At 42.1% G+C, this 20,913-nt stretch carries 18 protein-coding genes; 10 read left to right on the top strand and 8 right to left on the bottom strand.

Annotated elements, in window-relative coordinates; all coding sequences use genetic code 11:
- The first annotated feature begins 150 nt into the window (after positions 1 to 150).
- The 8 genes from JMW61_RS02005 to tsf all read left to right on the top strand — a co-directional run bounded on the left by JMW61_RS02005 (position 151) and on the right by tsf (position 8,726).
- A complete protein-coding gene (locus JMW61_RS02005; RefSeq protein ID WP_194195902.1) occupies positions 151 to 1,410 on the top strand; it encodes a multidrug effflux MFS transporter in 1,260 nt (419 codons plus the stop codon).
- 338 nt (positions 1,411 to 1,748) lie between these two features.
- Positions 1,749 to 2,627, top strand: coding sequence for a transporter substrate-binding domain-containing protein (locus JMW61_RS02000; protein ID WP_201549029.1), 879 nt, complete (start codon positions 1,749 to 1,751; stop codon positions 2,625 to 2,627).
- A 12-nt stretch (positions 2,628 to 2,639) separates the two neighbouring features.
- Positions 2,640 to 4,859, top strand: coding sequence for an ATP-binding protein (locus JMW61_RS01995; protein WP_201549026.1), 2,220 nt, complete (start codon positions 2,640 to 2,642; stop codon positions 4,857 to 4,859).
- 63 nt (positions 4,860 to 4,922) lie between these two features.
- Positions 4,923 to 5,285 carry a response regulator gene (locus JMW61_RS01990; RefSeq protein WP_110921727.1) on the top strand — a complete coding sequence of 121 codons (363 nt, stop codon included), beginning with the start codon at positions 4,923 to 4,925 and terminating at the stop codon, positions 5,283 to 5,285.
- Positions 5,286 to 5,314: 29 nt separating this feature from the next.
- The gene (locus JMW61_RS01985) at positions 5,315 to 5,764 is read left to right on the top strand and encodes a chemotaxis protein CheX (RefSeq protein ID WP_201549012.1); all 450 of its coding nucleotides are present in this window, start codon (positions 5,315 to 5,317) and stop codon (positions 5,762 to 5,764) included.
- 38 nt (positions 5,765 to 5,802) lie between these two features.
- Positions 5,803 to 6,252, top strand: coding sequence for a chemotaxis protein CheX (locus tag JMW61_RS01980; RefSeq protein ID WP_110921725.1), 450 nt, complete (start codon positions 5,803 to 5,805; stop codon positions 6,250 to 6,252).
- Between the two features lie 412 nt (positions 6,253 to 6,664).
- Positions 6,665 to 7,456 (top strand): 30S ribosomal protein S2, encoded by a 792-nt coding sequence (gene rpsB, locus JMW61_RS01975; protein WP_110921724.1) that lies wholly within the window; start codon positions 6,665 to 6,667, stop codon positions 7,454 to 7,456.
- Between the two features lie 388 nt (positions 7,457 to 7,844).
- Positions 7,845 to 8,726 carry a translation elongation factor Ts gene (tsf, locus tag JMW61_RS01970; protein ID WP_201549010.1) on the top strand — a complete coding sequence of 294 codons (882 nt, stop codon included), beginning with the start codon at positions 7,845 to 7,847 and terminating at the stop codon, positions 8,724 to 8,726.
- A gap of 173 nt (positions 8,727 to 8,899) precedes the next feature.
- Here tsf and JMW61_RS01965 read toward each other — a convergent pair whose 3' ends face one another.
- From JMW61_RS01965 to hflX, 4 genes are all read right to left on the bottom strand, one after another.
- A complete protein-coding gene (locus tag JMW61_RS01965) occupies positions 8,900 to 9,712 on the bottom strand; it encodes a lytic transglycosylase domain-containing protein (protein ID WP_201549008.1) in 813 nt (270 codons plus the stop codon).
- A 619-nt stretch (positions 9,713 to 10,331) separates the two neighbouring features.
- Positions 10,332 to 11,021, bottom strand: a complete 690-nt coding sequence (locus JMW61_RS01960) for an LrgB family protein (protein ID WP_201549006.1) — start codon at positions 11,019 to 11,021, stop codon at positions 10,332 to 10,334.
- Positions 11,022 to 11,052: 31 nt separating this feature from the next.
- Positions 11,053 to 11,478 (bottom strand): CidA/LrgA family protein, encoded by a 426-nt coding sequence (locus JMW61_RS01955; protein ID WP_201549004.1) that lies wholly within the window; start codon positions 11,476 to 11,478, stop codon positions 11,053 to 11,055.
- A gap of 389 nt (positions 11,479 to 11,867) precedes the next feature.
- Positions 11,868 to 13,295: a ribosome rescue GTPase HflX gene (hflX, locus tag JMW61_RS01950; protein ID WP_201549002.1), complete on the bottom strand. Its 1,428-nt coding sequence runs from the start codon at positions 13,293 to 13,295 to the stop codon at positions 11,868 to 11,870.
- 297 nt (positions 13,296 to 13,592) lie between these two features.
- Between hflX and JMW61_RS01945 the strand changes: the two genes are divergently transcribed.
- On the top strand, positions 13,593 to 14,423 hold the full coding sequence (locus JMW61_RS01945) for a lysophospholipid acyltransferase family protein (protein WP_201548993.1): 831 nt from the start codon (positions 13,593 to 13,595) through the stop codon (positions 14,421 to 14,423).
- A gap of 122 nt (positions 14,424 to 14,545) precedes the next feature.
- On the opposite strand, the gene JMW61_RS01940 is transcribed toward JMW61_RS01945, so the two are convergent.
- Both JMW61_RS01940 and JMW61_RS01935 read right to left on the bottom strand, forming a co-directional pair.
- On the bottom strand, positions 14,546 to 15,586 hold the full coding sequence (locus JMW61_RS01940) for an aldo/keto reductase (RefSeq protein WP_201548991.1): 1,041 nt from the start codon (positions 15,584 to 15,586) through the stop codon (positions 14,546 to 14,548).
- A gap of 20 nt (positions 15,587 to 15,606) precedes the next feature.
- Entirely contained in the window at positions 15,607 to 16,104 is a 498-nt protein-coding gene (locus tag JMW61_RS01935) for an FKBP-type peptidyl-prolyl cis-trans isomerase (RefSeq protein ID WP_110921717.1), read from the bottom strand.
- A 253-nt stretch (positions 16,105 to 16,357) separates the two neighbouring features.
- Here JMW61_RS01935 and JMW61_RS01930 point away from each other — a divergent pair, with 253 nt between their 5' ends.
- Positions 16,358 to 17,029, top strand: a complete 672-nt coding sequence (locus JMW61_RS01930) for a DUF1294 domain-containing protein (RefSeq protein WP_201548989.1) — start codon at positions 16,358 to 16,360, stop codon at positions 17,027 to 17,029.
- Between the two features lie 108 nt (positions 17,030 to 17,137).
- Here JMW61_RS01930 and lspA read toward each other — a convergent pair whose 3' ends face one another.
- Complete coding sequence (gene lspA, locus JMW61_RS01925) at positions 17,138 to 17,773, bottom strand: signal peptidase II (protein ID WP_201548982.1); 636 nt, start codon at positions 17,771 to 17,773, stop codon at positions 17,138 to 17,140.
- On the bottom strand, positions 17,766 to 20,621 hold the full coding sequence (ileS, locus tag JMW61_RS01920) for an isoleucine--tRNA ligase (protein WP_201548979.1): 2,856 nt from the start codon (positions 20,619 to 20,621) through the stop codon (positions 17,766 to 17,768). Before ileS ends, lspA begins: the two co-directional genes overlap by 8 nt.
- Positions 20,622 to 20,913: the final 292 nt, after the last annotated feature.

The raw sequence follows: 20,913 nt of genomic DNA, 5'->3' as shown, positions 1-20,913 counted from the left end.
GATGGTGCGATATAGCACTGTCTGTTTGTACAGTTGTATGTAACTATACACTATTGTTATTAATGGCCTTTGCTGTCGGTATTAAGTAAGGGCTAAAACAGTGGAAGCATGAATAATAAAATAAAAATCACTATATAAAATGGCCTAAATATGTCTGCTCAAAAATCTTCCCTGCCTAACAAACCTATCGCTTCTGAGCGCGTGCGCTCTGCTGATTTGCCCGTGGCATGGATTATGATGCTCGGACTTATCGTCGCGGTAGGGCCACTGTCTATTGATATGTATCTGCCAGCACTACCGTCAATGGCAGATGACTTTGGTGTTTCCACTGCCTTTATGGCCAACTCTGTCCCAGCCTATTTTTTGGGTTTGGTGTTTGGTCAGCTGTTTTATGGACCATTTAGTGATCGTGTTGGTCGAGTAAAGCCGTTATATATAGGCATGACGTTATATGTCATCGCCTCAATCGTCTGTGCGACCACTGATAATGAGTATGTATTATTTGTTGGGCGTACGATGCAGGCACTTGGTGCTTGCGTTGGAGCGGTGGTTACTCGTGCAGCGATTCGTGACCGTCTGACGGCCAAACAAACAGCAAAAGCATTTTCTATTATGATTTTGGTGATGGGGTTGGCGCCAATATTAGCACCGTCGCTAGGGGCATTATTTTTACAGTTTTTTAGCTGGCACTCTATTTTTTGGTTTTTGGCAGCTTTTGGCACGCTGAATTTACTACTCACTAAGTTTTTCTTTTTTGAAACACTGACTGAAGAAAATCGAAATGTACGCCCTGCAAAAGAAGTGCTTAGTCAGTACTGGGACTTATTAAAAGACAAAACATTTAATTATCCAGCGATTGGTGGTGGTTTGCTGATGGGAGCCATGTTTGTCTACATCAGCTCAGCGTCTGAGTTGATTATGGATACCTATGGCGTATCAGCGACGCATTTTGGTTGGTTGTTTGGTATGAATGCGGCGGGCTTTGTGGGTCTTACCCAGCTGAACCAATGGTTGACCAATCGCTTTCGTATTCTAAGTATTTTACGCTTTGGTGCGATGATGCAGGTTATCTCTGCAGGTGTGCTTTTCGTCATAGGACTATTCTTAGGGACAGATGCTTGGTTGCCATTAGTGCTGGCCTGTATTTTCTTCTGTATTTCAGGGTTAGGTTTGACGCAGCCAAATGCCTCTGCTATTGCACTTGCTTTCCAAAAGCGCCGTGCTGGTATGGCAAGTGCACTACAAGGCTCACTAATGTTCTCAGTTGGTATTTTTGGCGGATTATTATTAAACCTATTCCCGGTCAATCCAGTCCTCAAAATCGGTATTGCCATGTTTGCATTAATGGGTCTTGGTTGTTTCTTGATTTGGCAAATCGATCGCAACTTAAACTTGGATGATGCTGAGTAAGCTAAAGTTTAAATTTTTTGCGTTATATCTCAAAAAGCACTGATATAGATATCCTATATCAGTGCTTTTTTTGTTTATTTTACTGCTTAAGCAAAAAATGTTTAATATTTATAATTAGACAAGGAGAAAGTTTAATTAGTTTATTTGTAATATATTTATATTTTGTTATATATAACAAATTATTAACAATTGCTAAACATAGTTATTGCAATCGTAAATTTAGATAAGTATTATCAGTACGTAAGTTTCTGTAAGGAAATATTACGAATATATTGTATAACCTTGCTAAATTATTTTTCACTGAAATGTATAACAACGTTAAGCGTAAAGGGTAGATTATGATGCAGTTATATCGAGTGTTACCAGTTGTATTGAGTGTCGGCCTATTTGGCTGTGGTAACTCTTCCACTCAAGAAAATACTAATTCTACTGGTGCGCCAGTAACGGAAAGTAAGGATAACTTTGTTAGTAATCTGCCTGATACAGCGCCAACATTAAAGGTGGCGATGACTGGTGATTTACCACCTTTCTCATTTCAAGATGATTATGGAAATATGCAAGGCACTGATGTTGATTCTATTAGAGCGATTGGAGAAGAGCAGGGCTTTAAGGTCGAGTTCTATAAAGAAACTTGGCAAGATATGTTCGATAGTGTTGAATCAGGACAGCGTGATCTAGCGATATCAGGTATCTCTTATAAAGATGATCGCGCAATCAGATATGGATTATCAACGCCTTATTTCTTCAATCCAGCGACTATTATGTACTTAGAGGGTAAGTTCGATATCAAAGGTTTAGACGATATCAAAGGTTTAAAAACAGGTACGTTAGAAGGCTCTAAAGAAGAAGATACGCTAAAAGAGATGGGTAGTTCAGTTGAGCTAGCCTCAAGATCTACTGTATTTTTGGCTTATCAAGACTTGATACAGGGCAATACTGATGTTTTCTTATACGATATGCCAGTTTTACAATATATTGCAAAAGGTTATCCAGAGCACAAAGTTACGATTGTACCTTATGAAGCTGCAAATGCGCCTTCAGCACAGCAAGTTATATTAATGGCAAAGGAAAATACTAAGCTCATTAAGACCGTGAACGAAGGTATTGCCAAGCTTAAAGAAAAAGGAACATTTAAAGAGATTGAGAATCGTTGGTTGGGTGAAGCTGAACCTGCTGAAAAGAGCGACTCTGACACTAACACTAAGCAATTGAACTAAGGAACTCTAAAGATGGCAACTATCTCGAATGTTGACAACAAGCGCTATCAAGGTCTAATTATTTCAATTGCACTGTTTTTATCTCTAATCGGTGCTTTGCTAGCCTTTACTTTTTATACCTCAAGTTTATTAGAAAGAAACACCGCCTTAATTGATCAAACCAACCAAGTCGCAAATAGTGCACAGGCGGTAATCAAAGATCTTTTTGATTTAGATCATAGTTATGGTGAGGATACCAACTCTCCACACATCCAGCGAGCGCTAAGCCGTTTGGAGCAAAATACTACGTTGATTACTGGCTCTTTGTCTGCTATCGAGCAAGGTGGAACGATTACTGATGCCGATGGTAAGAGCTATGATTTGCCAAATATTGATAGCAATGCACAAGTAAATATTGCAGCAGCTGATGAACAATGGAAAGCACTAGAGCCTAAGATTCAGACATACCTAAAAGATGCTGATAATATCATGGTGTCCTCCGAAGATGATCTAGCTCAAGCTGTTGAACAGGCGAAGACATCAAGTTTGTTTATCAATGATTCTTTAGATAACTTGACTAAGGACGTGTTTAATAGTGCAGAACGCCAAGCAAACAGAATTCGTTTGGTTCAGCTATTGGGTGTTGCGGCTATTTTTGCCTACTTCCTAGTTTTCGTTTTCTTCTTTGTACGTCGTCTGCGTGAGACGGATGCGGAAGCTTTTGCCGCTCGCCAAGAAACGCAAGAGATTATGCAAACGGTAAATACAGGTCTATTCTTGCTTGATAAAGACTTAAATATTGGTCAACAGCATTCTCGCGCACTAAACGATATTATCGGTTCTGATAAGTTATCAGGAGAAAACTTTGCCAATGTTTTACGTGGCCGTATTTCTGATAAGGATTTGAAGACCACACAGCAATTCATTGAGCAGCTCTATAATCCACGAGTCAAAGAAAAGCTGGTGAACTCTCTCAATCCCTTGCATAAGGTGATGTTGCACAATGCATCTGGAAGTAAAGCACAGAATAATCGTTTCTTAGATTTTAAGTTTTCACGTGTATATGACGATAAAGACATTGCCCGTATTTTGGTCAACGTCAATGATGTATCAGATGCCGTTTACCTAGAGCAGCGTTTAGAGAAAGAGCGCTCACAAAATGATATGCAAATTGAGATGTTAACCACTATCTTGAATGTGAATCCGAAGATTATTAATGAGTTCATTGTTAATACTCAAATGCATATCGACAAAATGAATAATATCTTGAAAAACCCTGGTAGCTCACAATACGAGCTTGAAGGAAAATTAAAAGCCATCTATCGCGAAATGCATAGTTTAAAAGGTGAGGCGTCTGCGTTAAAACTACACAGCTTTACGAAGATTGCGTCTGATGCGGAAGATAAACTGCACGCATTACAGAACCAAGGCCAGCTTTCTGGTAATGACTTCTTACCATTGGCAGTACATTTGGATGACTTATTAAGCCTGTCAAATACCATCGCGACGTTAGGTGAGCGTATCAACCGCTCAGCACCAACGACATCAAAACCTGCAGAAGAATCACTTATATTAAGTGATGATATTGCTAAAAATAGCACATCAAAAACAGTCATGGTCGAGACACCAGTATTAACTGACTCAGTCGATAGTGTTGATATCGATGGCGGTCAGGATATTGATTTAGATAGTGACGACGATGATAGTCTTTTGTCTTTTTATGAAGGATTTGTAAAAGATATTGCTGAAAGACAAGGTAAGCAAGTGCAGGTAAAGAGTAGTACACTAACGCAAGTGCATATACCAGAACATGTAGCAAAGCCATTTAAAGAAATGAGTATTCAGCTACTACGTAATGCTGTGGTGCATGGTATCGAAGCGCCAAGTGTTCGTCATTTGACTGGTAAGGCTGAGGTAGGAACCATTGATCTAGAAGTGCAAAATAATGATTCGAACTTCATGCTGATTGTACAAGATGATGGTCAAGGTATCGATTATGATAGCATTCGTACTAAATTAAGCACAGAAGGCCGTTTTAGTATTGAAGAAGCCAATAAGTTGACTAAAGGTCAGTTACTTAAGCAGCTGTTTTCTTCAGGATTTTCTACCAAAGATGATGCAGATGAAGACGGCGGCCGCGGTGTCGGTCTTGATATCATCAAAGCGAAAGTAAAAGATTACGATGGTAAGCTTAATGTGAATAGTGAGCTGGGTCAGATGACACGGTTTGTTATTACATTGCCTAAAGCTTAATTAAAAATAGCAGGTTATATTGTCAGGGACGACAAGCACTTCATTAAAGGTAATAAGTCAGTTATGTATAAGCTAATGATTGTTGATGATTCAAATATTATTAGAAATCGTATTCAGCGCGCGTACGATTCAGGGCAATTTATGTTGGTTGCTACGGCCACCAGTGGTGTTCAAGCTATCGAAAAGTTTAATATTCATCGTCCTGATGTGATCACGATGGACTTGACCATGCCACAAATGGATGGTCTCGAATGCATTGAAAAAATCATTGAGATTGATCCTGATGTACGTATTTTAGTAGTGTCAGCGTTATCTGACAAAGCCACTGGCATTGAAGCGTTGTCGTTGGGTGCCAGCGGATTTTTATGCAAGCCTTTTTCTGAAGAAGAGCTTGTCGAGTCTTTGTATGAATTGATGCAAGACTAAACCCTTCAACGACTTAAGTAGATGTTATTATGAAAGAACAAAAGCTACATATTTTTTTAAACATTATCAGTAACTATTTTAATCAGTTTGGTGGAGAGGAGCTCGTCGCAGATACTCCTTATTTGTTAGAAAACAAACAGCCAAAAGTTCATGACTATACGGGTGTCATCGGTATATCAGGTGGGCAAAAAGGCGTGGTGTATTTTTCGGCAACGCAGCAGTTATTGTCTTCTATATTAGACAGTATGGGTGAAACGGACAAAAGTGATGAAAATTATATAGATTTGGCTGGTGAAGTGGCTAATACTATCGCAGGCAATGCGCGCAAAGAGTTTGGTCCAGAGTTTCATATTTCTGTGCCACTTGTGTTTAAAGGCTCTCCGCAAAGTATTGTGTTGCCGAACAATGAGCGTTCTTTTATTATTCCCATCACTTGGCATTCACAAGTTGGCGAGATCGTGGTTTGTTTACAAGATTAACGACACTGCCGCGTAATAAAGACGGATATTAATATATTATGGTCAAAATAGAAAAATTAGGTGTGTTTCTTAGCTCAATCAATGCGTTTTTTGCACAGATTGATGGCTCAGAAGTATCTATTGATACCCCTTATTTGAATCATAACAGAAGTGCTATTGGTTATGATTATAGCGGTGTGATTGAAATATCTGGCCCTCTCGAAGGCTGCGTGTACGTGAGTGCACCAAGCGTGATGTTGCGAGAGGTGTTAAAAGTCATGGGAGAGCCTGACTCATCAATTATAATGATGAAAGATTTGCTGGGTGAAATGGCCAATACTATCTCTGGTAATGCTCGTACAGAGTTTGGTTCGGAGTTCATTATCTCTCCACCGCATATTGTAGAAAGTGCGCCTAGCGTGTCTTATTTGCCTAAAGACCGTCAAAGCTATGTCACGCCATTTACTTGGCATGGTCATAAAGCTGTGATAGGTATTTGCATTGCATAATCTAATGTAGCGCAAATGATATGCAGCCAGAGTAATTCCCAAAAAAGCGACGCATCTGTGTCGCTTTTTTTGTCTGATAATATGGTGATATCTCACTTTTACTTTGCTGCGTTATACTGATAAATTACTGGCGATTACAGTAAGTTATATGATAAAATACGGCGCAGCTATTTTATAATTTGCTTTATAGTTTAGGTTTGAGAGTATTTCTGAAATCTGAGCATAGCTTCTTTTTTAAACCAACCAATGACACACACATCATGGCAAAGAATTGCTGGGTGTTTGGCGACTTGATTAATTTGCAAAAAAGTTAGTGCTTTCTCAATAAACATTAACCATTAGCAGATGCGTGTCGCTAGATAGGCAGTTTTTGTGATGTGGAGGCATAACCCAACCAATAGGAATATTTCACATGGCTACAAAGAATCCAACCAAAATCGAAATGCGCGACTTACTACAAGCCGGCGCTCACTTTGGTCACCAAACACGTTTTTGGAACCCAAAAATGGGACCATACATCTTTGGTGCACGTAACAAGATTCACATCATCAACTTAGAGCACACAGTAAAAGCGTTTAACGAAGCATTGACTTACGTAAACGGCTTAGCTGCTAAGAAAAACAAAGTATTGTTTGTTGGTACTAAACGCGCTGCAAGCGGCATCATCCGTGAGCAAGCTGCTCGCGCTGGCATGCCATACGTTGACCATCGCTGGTTAGGTGGTATGTTGACTAACTGGAAAACACTACGCCAGTCAATCAATCGTCTAAAAGAGCTTGAGAAGCAAGCAGAAGACGGTACTTTCGCTAAGCTAACTAAGCGTGAAGCGTTAGAGCGTACTCGCGATATGGAAAAACTTGAGCGTTCATTAGGCGGTATCAAAGACATGGGCGGCCTACCTGACGCTATCTTCGTAGTAGACGTAGATCACGAAGCGATCGCTATCAAAGAAGCTAAAAATCTAGGTATCCCAGTTATCGGTATCGTTGATACTAACTCTAGCCCAGATAACGTTGATTACATCATTCCAGCTAACGATGATGCTATCCGTGCTGTGACTTTGTATGTTACTTCTATGGCTGATTCTATCATTGCCGGTAAAGAATACGCACAAACTCAAGCTGGCGGCAAAGCTGAGCAAGAAGCACCTGCTGCTACTGAAGAAGCTCCAGCTGCAGAAGAAGCTGCTACTCCAGCAGAATAAATAGCTGACCTGAAAGGTTTAACGTTGTAATGATAACTTGATAGTACCTCTATCAGTATCCATATAACGTTATTAACAGCGTACAAGCTTACAATAGGCATGATGTAGTTTTACTCGTCATGCCTTGTTGTTGATGGATAGCTCGTTAATAGGCGAGTATTATCGCCTATACTTTCTGTCGCTATATACAGTTCCGGTGATAACGACATAACGAACGCTTTCCTCACGACAAGTTCGACATCGTACAACTTGATTGTATAGCTAGACAGTAAAGCAACATCAGCAAAAATTAAGCACGATAGTTGAATTCAAATAAGTCTGATACAACGATGTAGCAGACTTATATGGACTTGACTGTACCTCACATAACAATACTAAGGTGACTCTTATGTCAGAAGTAAAAGTATCTGCCAAAATGGTAAAAGAATTGCGTGACCGTACTGGTCTTGGCATGATGGAATGTAAAAAAGCGTTAGAAGAATCAAACGGCGATGTTGAAACTGCCATTGATAACTTGCGTAAATCTGGTCAAGCCAAAGCAGCTAAAAAAGCGGGTAACATCGCAGCTGACGGCGCAATCATCATCGCTCAAGGCGAAAACAAAGCATTCTTGTTAGAAGTTAACTGTCAGACTGACTTCGTTGCAAAAGACGAAAACTTCAATGCATTTGCAGAGCAAGTAGCTAGCATCGCTCTAGAAAACAACGAGACTAATGTTGCTGCTATCGCTGAATTACCATATGGTAATGGCCAAAGCGTTGAAGAAGCACGTGTATCACTAGTACAAAAAATCGGTGAGAACATTCAGATCCGCCGTGTTGAAGTACTTGAAGGTGCAAACATCGCTGCATACCGTCATGGTCTACGTATCGGTGTAGTTGTATCTTATGAAGGCGGCGCTGCAGATACTGGTAAGAACCTTGCCATGCATATCGCTGCATTCAACCCTGTTGCGATTGATGACGAAGACGTTGCTGCTGATTTGTTAGCGCGCGAAAAAGACATTATTGAAGCAAAAGCTCGTGAGTCTGGCAAGCCTGACAACATCGTTGAAAAAATGATCGAAGGTGGCCTGCGTAAGTACCTAGAAGAAGTTACTTTATTGCGTCAGCCGTACGTTATGGACAACGACAAAAAAGTTGGTGACGTACTAAAAGCTGAAGGCGTAAAAGTACTAGGTTTCAAACGTCTAGAAGTTGGCGAAGGCATCGAGAAGAAGCAAGAAGATTTTGCTGCTGAAGTTGCGGCTACTCAAGCAGCTAACAAGTAAGTTTTTACATTGGAAATGGCTATGCGTGTGGAGTGAAATTTTATTCAGCATTCATAGTCTGACTCTATCACCTGCATTATAAGAGGTAAGATAGGGTCTCCAAATATAAAAAAGCCCGTTAATTTATTAACGGGCTTTTTTATGTCTGATTGTTTGTACATGGTTTTTATGGTTTAACGTAAGGCCGCATAAGCAGAATTGGTATAACTGGCATTATTACTACTGGTGCCATAACTGACATTTTTTAGACCACCGTTCGTATTACTAGTTTGGTTACTGGCGCTCATGCTCGCACCAGACAGCCCTGAGTCATTTTTATATAAGCTATGGTAGCGGCTCATCACTTTTTTAACATAGTTCTGTGTTTCTTTAAAAGGAGGGATGCCACCGTATTTATCGACGTTTCCTTCACCCGCATTATAGCCTGCGACTGCATACTCAATTCTATTGTCAAAACGGCGCATGAGCCAAGCGATATATTTGGCTGAGCCTTCAATGTTATCAGCAGGGTTCCAAGGGTTGTTCACTTTGAAACGGCGAGCTGTCGCTGGCATAAGCTGCATCAGACCTTGGGCACCGACTGGTGAACGCGCGTTTGGATTAAAAGCTGATTCTGTATGCATCATTGCTTTCATGAGGGCAGGGTCTACGCCATGACGTTGGGCAGAGTCACGAATATAGCTATCATAAGCATTGCGGGTGCCACTGTTACTAGCAGCGCTGCTACCGTAATCATTATTGCTGCTATAACCGTTATTACTGCCATCATATAACTTAGAGCTTTTGTAGTAATTCACCTGCACTTTTTTGGTAAATTGATCAAAATTACCACTGGGATTGACGTTAGTTAGTAATACCTTCCCACTTTCATCCTTATAAATCGTTATATTTCCTGCTTGAGCAACGATAGGTAGGCTAGAGAGGACGACGGTAGTAAGTAGAACAGGAGACAAGCAGCGAGTCACTAAGGTTGCAACGTTTATCATAGGGTTATCACTTTTTATCGAGTAATAGCAAATTACTTTGCCTATAGGCGCTTCGTTTTTCGCATTTAAGCGGTTATTGGGCTTGTCGGATTTTATAGCTATAATGAATATAGCAACCTAGAAAAACCACGTTTAACTAGAAACCACTCGTAATAGATACAAAAAATAATAGTTGTTTACTATAGCATACAATAACTTTTCAACGCATATGATTGTCAAAATAAGATGTAAAAATAGAGATTGTATCTTGGGATAACTTTAGAAAAATCAACATGCTATGGTTTTTTAGTCTGTGTTTTAAACCAGTAGGTCAGTATTTATATAGCTTTATACGTATGGAAAATTGGCCATAAAAGACCGCTTAGATAATTTGAGCAAGGGACTTTTGAGAAAGGGCCCTCTGAGCAAGAGACTGTTGAGAAAGGGACTTCTAAGCAAGGGGCTATAGTCATTCCACTATAAAGGTGTTACTGCGTTAACCTCGCTTGAAATACTAAATATAGATCTACAGTCAGTTGCCTTGTACTACTTTTAAATTGAATCAACTATATTTAAATACTATAAAACAGTAAGGGTTGTTCTAGATAACTAGTTCAGCCCTTATAATATTATTGAGGATTTAACTGATGAGTGCGCTGATGAAAATAGGTACCCAGATGGCTGTTACCAGACCGTTTACTGCCAACCCAAATGCAGCGTAACGTCCGGCAGTATGACTGATTTGCCAAGCTTCCACGGTACCAAAAGCATGAGCGGCTAAGCCAAGTGCTAGGCCTTTAGCACGGTCATCATCGATACCACGAAACAAAAAGCGCGCTAAAGCCCCACCGATAAGCCCTGAGACAATGATAATTAAGTTTGCCATGGCAAGTGGTGCTTTAATCAAATCGGCGACACTCAGACCAATCGGTGTGGTCACTGAACGTGTCGCAAAAGCGAGTATGGTGTCGTGACTTAACGAAAACAGATATGCCAATGACATGGGTAATAATGCACCCACGAGACTAGCAATGGTGACGATTAACATGAGTTTTTTGACAGGCAATCCTTTAAAGCTCATCGCTGCCAAAGGCACGGCCAATAATACGGTGACATACCCTAACAGACGATCAAATATCGGCTTTGCCGCACTATAGTAATCATTGTAATCCCATTGCAAAAGGAACAAGAATAAAAGAACAAGTGCTAACGCTGTAATTACCATTGGCAACCATGAAATCTTACGTGCCAGCAATCGAGCAATGACATGTGCCGCCAAGGTTAGTACGATGGCTGCTAAGGTCGTCACAAATAAACTGTCAAAACTCATACCTTTTCCTTGTTCATATTACTCACAGCTATTATTTGCGCTCTTCAACAGAGGTAGTGTTCGTACTAACATTGTCGTTTAGCCAGCGATTGGAAAGAATCGCCAAGCCCCACAGTGGAATCAGCACACTGATAATCATCGTTGCCATCACGCCCCATAGCTCGTCACCTAAGGCAAAGAGTAGCAATCCTGCACCAGCAGAGACTGGCAAAAAAGCAAAGCCACTATCGACCAATAGGGTATTACTGGCTTGCGTTAGCCAGCTTGGTAAACCTTTGAGCAATCGCCAGGACATCAAAATACAAAACATAGCGACCAGCCCGACAATATTGGCGGCTTTTTCGATGCCTGCCCATTGGCAGAGGATAACGGCTGATTCACGGACAAGAATAACTAGCGCCAAAGTCAAGATTACGGCGAGCCATAGAGGCATACTAGATAAGTGAGTAGATTTCATAAGAAATGCTGGCCAAGTCAGAGATAAATAGAATGAGCGCAAAGTCAGTATAGGTAATAATGCCTTATTAAGCGTGTCCTATGTCTCAATGTTTGTTGAATGTATAACAGGCGATTATATACAGAGTAAGCAAACTAATAAAGTCTATAAGGTAATACCGTGCTTTGTTGTTTGGACTAGATATAGTCAATCCTCTATAAAAGAGTGACAGCGTTAACCTCGCTTGAAGTATCACATATACATCTGCACTCGGTACTTGTATCTCTTTTAAACTGAATCAACTATATTAATTATCACGATACATAGTCCATAAAAAAGGATGATATCGATTGATATCATCCTCTTATTATTTATAACTTAAATGCTTAAAATATTGTTTTAGAATTTAGCTATTTCGATGGATTTTCTACTTCAGTATTCAGCGCATCAAACTCGTCAAACGCTTTTTCTTCTGCTTCAGTCATCGTCTGCTCTTCAACCTCATCAGGCTGCTCAAACTCTTCAAGTACAGGCATCAGTAGCGTTGCTTGGGCAAGCGGCAGGACATCTACTGGATCTAGATCCGCTTGACCAAGTAGTTGTCTCAATCTATCACTTGGGAGGCGAATCGTTAAGCACTCATGACCACTGTCATTATAGCTTTCTTCTTGGATAACACCGAGCTCGTACAAGGCATTCTTTAACTGCCCTGCATGATAAGGGAGCGTCAAATCAAAAGTGGTCAGTGTACCTGTGAGTAACTGCTGCACGGCTAATGATAGTTCTTCCATGCCCAAGTTCTCTCTAGAAGACACATAGACGCGGTTAGGTTCACCTTCACTGGCATAGCCGATACGTGCAGGCTCATCGGTTAAATCGATCTTATTGTAGACATTGAGCACAGGCACATCGTTATCAATTTCAGCCAGTACGTCTTTGACCGCTTGAATTTGCTCGTGCATGTCTTCGCTAGAGGAGTCGATGACATGTAATAATAAGTCTGCCTCTAGCGTTTCTTCTAGTGTCGCATGGAACGACTCAACCAATTCATGTGGCAAATGACGGACAAAACCTACTGTATCGACCAATACCACACGTCCCACACCTTGCCAATCTAAGCGGCGTAGCGTTGGATCGAGCGTCGCAAACAATTTATCAGCAGCATAGATGTTTTCATCGACCAAACGATTGAACAAAGTGGACTTGCCAGCATTGGTATAACCGACAAGCGAAATAGTCGGCACGTCTGATTTTTGGCGGCGGGCTCGACCTTGCGCACGAGTCTGTCTGACTTTCTCAATTCTACTTTTAAGCTGCATGACGCGCACTTGTAGCAAGCGACGATCCGTCTCAAGCTGAGTCTCACCTGGTCCGCGCAGACCAATACCACCTTTTTGACGTTCCAAATGCGTCCAACCACGGACCAAACGCGTTGATAAATGATTCAGCTGTGCCAACTCAACTTGGAGCTTACCTTCATAGGTACGGGCACGCTGAGCAAAAATATCCAAAATCAGACCAGTACGATCTAACACGCGGCATTTGACCAACGCTTCGATATTACGCTCTTGTGAGGGCGATAAACTGTGGTTAAAAAGCACGATATCTGCATCATGCTCGCGTACCATTTCTGCTATCTCTTCTGCTTTGCCGCTACCAACGAAATATCTGGCATCGGGACGTGCACGTGAGCCTGTGACCAGTGCCAAACGATCTGCACCGGCTGAGTCTGCTAATAGCTCAAATTCACCCAGATCGTCAGGATCCTGAATTTGGCGGATGTCTAAATGTACTATAATGGCGCGTTCGCCACCTTCATGTCTTTCAAAATAATCCAAAGAGTGTCACCTATTTAATAAAGTAGATATATCGCTATTATCAATTTAATAAACGTTTTAACAAACGTCGAAATAGCTTTTGTATGACCTTCTATATGTGGTCTTATCACTTGATGTTAAAGCGTATTAGCCTAAATATCGATATTTTTATGTTACAGAGCAGTTAGCTGAATAAAATACCAACAGAAGCGCTTGATAGCTCAGTGAACAAATCATCACTGAGTTCATAAATTTTGTTATACTCACTGCGTTTATTTAAGATATACAATCATACGTTTTTAACCACGAGGGATACAGATGAGCCAATCTAAGTCAGGCTTTTCACTCAGACAGCAGTTCGGTCGCGGTAAACAAATCGCTGGCATGACCACCACTATCGCTGGTGGACTGCGTGCCGCCCAACGTATTGGTGCTTTCAAACAGCCACCACGCGAAACGCTACCACGCTATATTCAGGCCTTTTGCCGCAAGATGGCAGGCTCTTTCGGTGTAAAAGTCATTGCAGTCGAGCGAGTCGAGCAGCACCATGGTCTGTGGGTATCTAACCATGTGTCATGGATGGATATTCCTGTGGTGGGTACTTTAAGCCCAGCCTTTTTCTTATCTAAAGCGGAAATCGGTGATTGGCCAGTATTTGGTAAATTGGCTCATGCAGCAGGTACGGTGTTTATCGAGCGTGGATCCGGTGACGCAGGTACGGTCGCGATGCAGATTGCCAATTTCCTGAGTAAGGGATTTTCGGTTATATTTTTTCCAGAGGCAACCACTACCGATGGCAAAAAAATCAAGCGTATCCACGGCACACTACTGCAAGCTGCTATAGATGCTGATGTTCCTGTGCGTCCTCTCGTGATTGCTTATGTCAATAAAGATGGGACGTTGAGTGAAGAGCTGCCTTATTATGGCAAGCTGACGATGAAAGATAGCCTGAAAAAGGTACTGGACAGTAAGGATGTGACGGCTTATGTATTACCACTTGAGCCAATAGATCCTAAAGGCTTAAATAAGAGTGATATTACCAATATATTGCAAGCACGTATGCAAGAAGGGTTGGCTGAATTGCATTCGCGAGTACTGACAAAAGCATCTCAAGAAAAACTGGCTCAAGAAAAAACACCTAAAGCATAAGTTTTCTTAAGTATCAGGCTTGCTTGAATTGATAAGTGAGCAGGTATAAAAAAGGCGCAAATCGCAGTGATAGTTCTTGCGATTTGCGCCTTTTCTTTTAAATAGCTATGAGCCAGCCTGAGTTAAGGTGACGGATTAGGATGTTGCGTATGTACCGCTTCGATCGCCTCTAACACATCTGCGCTTAGGGTCAAATTAACACTATCGATATTAGATTTAAGCTGCTCGAGCGAGGTTGCCCCAATGATGTTACTCGTGACAAACGAACGTGAGTTAACGAAAGCCAAGGCCATTTGTGCCATATCTAAACCAGCATCAGCAGCTATTTTGGCGTATTGAACGGTGGCTGATATTGCTTCTTCATTGGTATAGCGGGCAAAGCGATCATACATGGTCAAACGAGCACCTGTTGGGCGTTTGCCGTCCAGATATTTACCAGATAGGACACCGAAGCCGAGGGGGGAGTAGGCGAGCAAGCCAACATTCTCACGATGAGCAATCTCCGCCATGTTTATTTCATACAAGCGGTTTAATAGACTATAAGGGTTTTGCACGGTAAGAGGTGGTATTAAACCATTTTTATCCGCTTCCCAAAGATAGCGCATGAGTCCCCATGCAGTATCGTTCGATAGACCATAAGCACGAATGCGACCTTTTTTAATCTCATCGTTTAATGCTTGAATGGTCTCTAAAAAAGGCGTCAAATCGTCCAGCGGTTGCGCTGCCATCTCTTCGGTATAACCAAGCTGACTAAAAAAGTTCGTTTGGCGTTCAGGCCAATGCAGCTGATAAATATCGATATAGTCTGTTTGCAGACGTTTAAGATTGTCATCAATAGCGCCACTGATCTGCTCAGCGTTAAAACGTGTTTGTCCATCACGCAAAAATCCCATTGGTGATATTTTGCTGGCAAGAACGACTTTGTCACGTTGTTTGGTTTTATTAAACCAAGTACCCATGAAGCGTTCTGTGTCACCTTGCTTGTCTTTATCCGGTGGCGATGGATACATCTCAGCAGTATCCCAAAAGTTCACACCTTCACTCAATGCCATGTCCATTTGCTCATGCGCTTCGGACTCAGTGTTTTGCTGTCCCCATGTCATCGTACCCAGACAAATTTTAGAAACGTCTTCATCGATTTGTGGCAGTTTTTGATATTGCATGTTGTGTCCTTATTATTGTATTAGATGAGCTTTATGCCAGTCACACCAGGTGGTGTCACTTTAAATATTTTTACTTTAAATAGTAGTGATTGCCCGGCAAGTGGGTGATTGAAGTCCACTTCGACTTGGTCGTCATCGATGGCGCTAATCGTACCAGGCAAGGTGTTTTTGCCTTTGTCTTCAAACTCCACCATCATGCCAATCTCTGGGTTGTCAGCGATCAGTGCAAATTGAGTACGGCTGAAATGCTGAATGTTGTCAGGATTCCAATCGCTAAACGCTTGCTCTGGCTCAAGATGAGCGGAGCGTGTATCGCCAGCGCGTAGATTCATCAGTACTTGTTCAAAGCCTGGTAACAAGCTCTCATCACCAATGGTCAAGGTCACAGGGGCGTCGCGGCTAAAAGTAGAATCAATCACCGTGCCATTTTCTAGTGATACTTCAAAATGCAGCTTTACAAGACTGCCGTGAGTGATACGGGTGTCTTCATTGGGATTGATAAATTGTGAGTCGGTCATAGTCAAAGGCCATTCGTTGCGAAATTGGGATATTAAATCAAAAAATAATATGAGAAATGATAAGTCATCTGACAGTGTATGTAAGCGTAAAAAGTGTAACGCAAATAGTGTACTATAGTTGGTTTAAGACAGCTTAGATACGAGGAGGGCGAGCGAAATTACTACAACTCGTCGGCTGAGCAAGTATGAAAGCGTATCTGATTTATATGGGATTGACTACGTATTTAGTGAATTTAAGAGAGCGGGCATATCGATGGCTAGTAAACAGCAGGGGCAAGTTAAAAAGTGGCAAGACGATAAAGGCTTTGGTTTTATCGAAACGGAGAATGGTGACTCTGTATTCTTTCATATCAATGAGTTTAAAGCGCGTCGTCGTCCGGATGTCGGTGAGCAAGTGGTTTTTACACTCGGTCAAGACAATCAAGGGCGCATGCAAGCAAAGGATGTGCAAGAGCTTGATTTTGTACAGCAGACAATGGCAAAAAAGAATAAGCAAATCCGTAAGCGTAATCATAAGCGTAGTGCCCAAGCTGATTTTGAAGCAGGGCAAAAGAAACGATTGTTTTTAGGTGCTGGATTTTATGGTGTCTTAATCTTATTGACCATAATGGATAAACTGAATTGGTTGGTGGTTGGCTGGTATGCCGCATTAGGCATTATCACCTATGCGATGTATGCCAAAGATAAAGCAGCAGCCCAAAGTGGCAACTGGCGTACACCTGAGTCGACGCTGCATCTACTCAGTGCGCTTGGCGGTTGGGTAGGGGCAATGGTTGCACAGACTTATCTTCGTCATAAGTCGCAAAAGGCTGAATTCCGTGCCGTGTATTATTTAACTGTCGTCATTAATATGGCAGGGTTGTTATTTTTGATCGCTGGTGGTGACATGTCATTCTTAAAAGGTTTGCTAGATTCTTTAATATAAAGGGACAGCAGCTTGCTAAGAAAGAGTAAGCCAAAAAAAGGTGGCTTACGAATGCGTAAACCACCTTTTTTATTTATAAGTTAAACCGTTTTATTTAACTGCTTTCAACTATGCTCGTGGCATTTCACGCTTCTTTTCCAAGAACAGCATATCAATGACAATCATTGCCACACCGATACTGATGCCCATATCTGCAATATTAAAGATAGGGTAATGCCAGACATCAGCATTATGCACATGAATAAAGTCGATGACGTGGCCATGTAGCAGTCGGTCAATGAGGTTGCCAACGGCACCGCCAAGCACCAATGCCAGCCCTAATGATAATAGCGTGGCTTTGCGCGGAGCCTTAATCAGATACACGATTAAAAATAGTGACATTACCAGTGCTAAGCCCGAAAAAAACCACTTCTGCCAACCACCAGCATCCGCCAAAAAGCTAAAGGCAGCGCCATAGTTATATGCCAATGTCCAATTAAGGAACGGCTCAATTACAGGCACTGGCTCATGAAAAGTCAGCTTGGTTTCCGCTAACCATTTCGTCCACTGATCGATGATAACCACGACCAATGACAGTAAATACCACGTAAAGGCGCGACTGCCATTAGCGAGAACTTTTGGTGTTTTCATCAGGCGACCTTTCGGCGTTGATGAATTCCCTATCGTCGCATGAGCAGGCTCAGGTGAGCCATCGCTCTGAGTATGCACCTGCTTTTGCTCTAATGGGTCTGTTGAGTTAGGCATAGTGACGCACCTCGCCATCACCGCTGACGTTAGTCACACAGCGTGCGCATAACTCAGGGTGTGCGCTATCTGTGCCGATGTCATCACGGATATGCCAACAGCGTACGCATTTGGTACCAGCAGCGGCACTAATATCTACCACCAAGTCTGTAGATTCTTCTGCATTGCCTTCGGTTTGACTTTCTGCATTTACTTTTCCAGTAGGTGCATCGCTCATTGGTTTTAAGGTAGCACTACTGGTAATGAGTACAAAGCGCAGCTCTTCACCAAGCTTGGCTAAGCTCTCATGCATCGCACCATCAGCATATAAGTTCACATCAGCAGATAGATTGGCATTGATGATTTTCTCACCACGTGCGGTTTCGATGTTTTTATTCACCATATCTTTAGCGCGCATGATACGTTGCCAGTCGTCATTACTAATAGCACTTAGCTCAAGAGCTGGGAACTCATACCAGCCTTCGGTGAAGACATAGCCAGCTTCATTTCCATTTTTACCTTCCAATACTTCCCATGCTTCTTGAGCAGTAAATGACAAGATTGGCGTAATCCAGCGAATAAGCGCTTGAACGATATGATAGATAGCCGTTTGCGCAGAGCGGCGCGGCTGACCATTAGTCTGTGTCGTGTATTGACGGTCTTTGATGATGTCTAAGTAGAAGCTACCCAAATCTTGTGAGCAAAACGCGGTGATATGTTGAGTGACTTGGTGAAAATCCATTGCATCATAAGCGCTGATGATTTGTGCTTGTACTGTCTGTGCGCGCTCAATGATGAATTTATCAAGACTTACTAGCTCATTGATATCCACACTGTTGGTCGCTGGATCAAAGTCATCGGTGTTGGCAAGCAAGAAACGTAGGGTATTACGGATACGGCGATACATATCGATCGCACCTTTAAAGACTGTTTTACCTGCGCTCATCTCATAACGATAATCACTAGAAGCAATCCACAAACGCAACATATCCGCGCCTGTTTTATTGATTTCTTCTTGCGGGGTGATGATGTTACCAAGTGACTTACTCATCTTGCGACCGTTTTCATCGACCACAAAACCATGGGTTAATACTTGCTTAAACGGTGGGCGCTCGTACATGGCTTCTGAGGTTAGTAATGACGTCTGGAACCAACCACGATGTTGATCAGAGCCTTCTAAGTACATGTCAGCAGGATTGGTCAATTCATCACGCTGATCGAGTACCGCAAAATGCGTCGTGCCTGAGTCAAACCAAACGTCCAAGGTATCAGTCGCTTTATCATAGTCAGCTGCTTCTGCGCCTAAGAAATCTTCACAGCTGGCATCAAACCAAGCTTCAACGCCGCCTTCATTGATTTTTTGTGCCGCGACTTCCATCAGCTCAAGCGTGTTTGGATGCAACTCGCCTGTTTCTTTGTGAGTAAAGAAGGTAATTGGCACGCCCCATGTACGCTGACGTGAAATACACCAATCTGGACGACCATTCATCATAGATTCGATGCGGTTCTGACCCCATGCTGGCGTCCAGTTGACTGAAGGAATGTCAGCAAGCGCACGATCACGTAGGCCTTTGGCTTCCATGCTGATAAACCATTGCGGTGTTGCACGGAAGATAATCGGTGACTTATGACGCCAGCAATGCGGATAGCTGTGTTCAATTTTGGTATGGCTGATTAGGTGGCCATTGTCTTGTAAGGCGGCGATGATTTGTGGATTGGCTTTATAGATATGCTCGCCAGCGAATACAGCTGCGCTTTCTAAATAAACACCAGTACCACTCACTGGATTTTCAACTGGCAAATTATATTTAAGACCAACGATATAATCGTCTAGACCATGACCAGGAGCTGTATGGACTAAGCCAGTACCACTATCAGTGGTCACGTGATCACCTAAGATAAGCGGTACTTGGCGGCCTTCAATCAATGGATGCTGGGCACGTAGGCCTTCAAGATCACTGCCTGATACCGTCGCTAGGATGCCTTTATTTTCTAACTTAAGTTCTGCTATTGCCGTTTCGACCAGATCGGTCGCCAATAAAAAGTTGCCTTTTTCAGTCGCGACGACACTATAGTCGCTGTCAGGGCTGACGGCGATGGCTTGGTTAGCAGGCAACGTCCAAGGAGTCGTTGTCCAAATGATGGCGGCAATATTGCCTAAGTTGGCCAATGCAGCCACTTTATCAGTATCGAGTACATCAAAGCTTACGTAAATAGCGTCTGATACTTTGTCTTGGTATTCGACTTCTGCTTCTGCAAGTGCAGAGCTACAGTCCAAGCACCAGTTGACGGGTTTCATACCGCGAGTGACGTGACCATTGTCATAGATTTTGGCAAGCGCACGTACGATATTGGCTTCTTGATGAAAGTTCATGGTCAAATAAGGATTGTCCCAATCACCAAAGATACCCAAACGTTTGAAGTCAGTTTTTTGGAGCTCAATTTGGGTGCTCGCGTACTCACGGCACAGACCACGGAACTCTGTTGCTGAGACTTTTTTGCCGACTTTACCGACTTTGGCTTCGACCTTTTGTTCAATTGGTAGACCATGACAGTCCCAACCAGGTACATAAGGCGCATCAAAGCCTGATAACGTTTTTGACTTTACGATAATGTCTTTTAGTACTTTGTTAACCGCATGACCTAAGTGAATCTGACCGTTAGCGTATGGAGGACCATCGTGCAAAATATATTTAGGAGCACCGATACGCGCTTGACGAATTTTGCCATACACATCGTCTGCTTCCCAAGCTGCTAGCCAATCTGGCTCACGTTTGGCAAGGTTTGCGCGCATCGCAAATGGCGTGTCTGCGAGGTTTAGTGTGTCTTTGTAGTCTTGGCTTGGTGTGTCGGTACTTTTATCAGTCATAGAAGGTATCTTTTTAAAGGGTAGGTTTGTGTGTCGGTTCAAAACCGGATACAAGGCTCAACGTTCAATATAATACTAGGATTTATGCTGAGTTATTACTGCTTAATTGCTAATATAATAATAGGTATATTGCTCATGATAGTTGGTTTATCAACCGTCATGTCAACAAATAACCATTTCGATAAATAGTGACGTCAATAATAAATGGTAATGAGACGATTGCAACATAAAATGTGCTGGTAAAAATAATGAGAAAAAATATTTAGATCGGCAGCTATTATATGACAAAAAG

Origin of the sequence: Psychrobacter fjordensis (assembly GCF_904845995.1) — a bacterium.
Lineage (GTDB): Bacteria > Pseudomonadota > Gammaproteobacteria > Pseudomonadales > Moraxellaceae > Psychrobacter > Psychrobacter fjordensis.
The sequence above is the reverse complement of the archived record's forward strand: the minus strand, read 5'-3'. Positions and strand labels throughout refer to the sequence as shown.

Bases quoted from the DNA above. Each gene is read 5' to 3' on its own strand.
- JMW61_RS02000 (WP_201549029.1), top strand. From the start codon at position 1,749: ATGATGCAGTTATATCGAGTGTTACCAGTTGTATTGAGTGTCGGCCTA.
- JMW61_RS01935 (WP_110921717.1), bottom strand. From the start codon at position 16,104: ATGACCGACTCACAATTTATCAATCCCAATGAAGACACCCGTATCACT.
- tsf (WP_201549010.1), top strand. From the start codon at position 7,845: ATGTCAGAAGTAAAAGTATCTGCCAAAATGGTAAAAGAATTGCGTGAC.
- JMW61_RS01965 (WP_201549008.1), bottom strand. From the start codon at position 9,712: ATGATAAACGTTGCAACCTTAGTGACTCGCTGCTTGTCTCCTGTTCTA.
- JMW61_RS01930 (WP_201548989.1), top strand. From the start codon at position 16,358: ATGGCTAGTAAACAGCAGGGGCAAGTTAAAAAGTGGCAAGACGATAAA.
- JMW61_RS01995 (WP_201549026.1), top strand. From the start codon at position 2,640: ATGGCAACTATCTCGAATGTTGACAACAAGCGCTATCAAGGTCTAATT.
- JMW61_RS01940 (WP_201548991.1), bottom strand. From the start codon at position 15,586: ATGCAATATCAAAAACTGCCACAAATCGATGAAGACGTTTCTAAAATT.
- JMW61_RS01985 (WP_201549012.1), top strand. From the start codon at position 5,315: ATGAAAGAACAAAAGCTACATATTTTTTTAAACATTATCAGTAACTAT.
- JMW61_RS01945 (WP_201548993.1), top strand. From the start codon at position 13,593: ATGAGCCAATCTAAGTCAGGCTTTTCACTCAGACAGCAGTTCGGTCGC.
- JMW61_RS01955 (WP_201549004.1), bottom strand. From the start codon at position 11,478: ATGAAATCTACTCACTTATCTAGTATGCCTCTATGGCTCGCCGTAATC.
- JMW61_RS01960 (WP_201549006.1), bottom strand. From the start codon at position 11,021: ATGAGTTTTGACAGTTTATTTGTGACGACCTTAGCAGCCATCGTACTA.
- lspA (WP_201548982.1), bottom strand. From the start codon at position 17,773: ATGCCTAACTCAACAGACCCATTAGAGCAAAAGCAGGTGCATACTCAG.
- rpsB (WP_110921724.1), top strand. From the start codon at position 6,665: ATGGCTACAAAGAATCCAACCAAAATCGAAATGCGCGACTTACTACAA.
- ileS (WP_201548979.1), bottom strand. From the start codon at position 20,621: ATGACTGATAAAAGTACCGACACACCAAGCCAAGACTACAAAGACACA.
- JMW61_RS01980 (WP_110921725.1), top strand. From the start codon at position 5,803: ATGGTCAAAATAGAAAAATTAGGTGTGTTTCTTAGCTCAATCAATGCG.
- JMW61_RS02005 (WP_194195902.1), top strand. From the start codon at position 151: ATGTCTGCTCAAAAATCTTCCCTGCCTAACAAACCTATCGCTTCTGAG.
- JMW61_RS01990 (WP_110921727.1), top strand. From the start codon at position 4,923: ATGTATAAGCTAATGATTGTTGATGATTCAAATATTATTAGAAATCGT.